Source organism: Butyrivibrio sp. M55, from assembly GCF_900116865.1.
Taxonomy (GTDB): Bacteria; Bacillota; Clostridia; order Lachnospirales; family Lachnospiraceae; genus Butyrivibrio.
Genome location: NZ_FPCD01000034.1, coordinates 1 through 1,548 on the forward strand (window position 1 = coordinate 1; position 1,548 = coordinate 1,548).

Here is a 1,548-nt window from a genome sequence, read left to right on the forward strand (position 1 = left end):
TCGGTTACAGTTCCATATACAGGCTATTATACTGATGCAACTAAACTGATTACCGGGGTTAAATATAATCCAACGGGAAGAGTTTCACAGATGCCAAACAAACAGACAATCGATCAAAATATTGGTAATGCAAATCCAAATCTTGCTTCGTCCGTTTTAAAGCTGGGTATGAATCAGTCTCTTACGATACCGGCAGGATATTACAGCAATGATATTGTTATAGATAATGGTGCCAAATATAGAGGCGGGAGTCCGTATATTGGAAGTGGTCAACCGTCATATAACATTAAAAATATACGAAGTGATTGGGATTCATTAACGAATAATGATTTCTTAGTTGTTTTAAGTAGCAATTTTTCAGCTGCCCCCGGTTGGGAGAATTGGGGAGGTCATGTATCTAAAGGATCTTTTGGTGGTATGAGTTTAACTGTTAACAAGTCATATAGAAATGGTATTTTAACGGTAGATGGCACTATATCCTATAGGGGAGATGGTTGTTCAGATCATGAAGATTTCTCCCATAACTTTAATAAATCATACAATATAAACTCTGCTTTAACGGTTTATTGTTTAAAATAGCTAAGACAACTGCGATAGTACATACGTCTTTGCTGAATGTTTAAGTGGAGGTCGATCGGTATGTAATGGAATATGAAAAAGAAAGTTATGACAAACGGCTTAATGAAAAAGTCGCTGATACAAGACGTTGTGAGCATTTATTTGGGTGTAGATGTCCAAATGGAGGTTGAATCATATGAAAATACAAAAAGATATAGTAAAAAGAACAATAGCTATAGTGGGCACAATGGTGCTTACTTTTTCTACGGTTGCATCTGCTGAAGAATCAAGGCTCACAAATTCAAATGGAGTAATTACTATAAATACAGCAGATGGGTCAGTGTCAATTGATGCAGATGATATTGAAAATAATGCACAAGCGCTTGAAGTGTTAGACGGTCAACTTGGAGGATTGTCCTTTAAGTATGAAGGTGGATATTATTGGGCTAAAGTAGGAACAGACGGAACATGGAAAAAAATAGGCGCAGTAGGCATCGCTGCACCTTGGATGGTCTTAAAAAATGCTGCGGGCAAAGATATTACTTTTTCATCTCAAAGTGGCGTAGATATTACAGGTGCAATGGAAAACTATGCAGGTAATAAAGAGCTTTTGGTAACTTCAGAAGCAACGCTATCAAATATTGGTAGTACAAAATACCTTTCGCTTGAAGTACCATTTACAGGATACTACACCGCATCAGGTAATGCACTTGGTGCAAGTACGACTATGTTAAACTATGCGCTTCCAAAACTTGGTGATGCGGTGGCAGCAAACGTTCTTGTTGGAAAATTCTTTACTTCTTCAGCGGGAATCCGCACAGAAGGCAGCATGGCAAATCACTCTGAAGATGTAACAAACAAAAATTCCAAAACTGGCTATCTACCTAAGAATGGTGCTAATTACCTATCGGTTACAGTTCCATATACAGGCTATTATACTGATGCAACTAAACTGATTACCGGGGTTAAATATAATCCAACGGGAAGAGT

2 protein-coding genes are annotated in these 1,548 nt (G+C 37.7%); both read left to right on the forward strand.

Annotated features, from left to right (window positions below; all coding sequences use genetic code 11):
- Window positions 1-579 (forward strand): hypothetical protein (locus BM398_RS16975; RefSeq protein WP_207648085.1); only part of this gene is annotated, 579 nt, incomplete at its 5' end.
- Window positions 580-754: 175 nt separating this feature from the next.
- Window positions 755-1,548 (forward strand): hypothetical protein (locus BM398_RS16980; protein ID WP_139233854.1); only part of this gene is annotated, 794 nt, incomplete at its 3' end.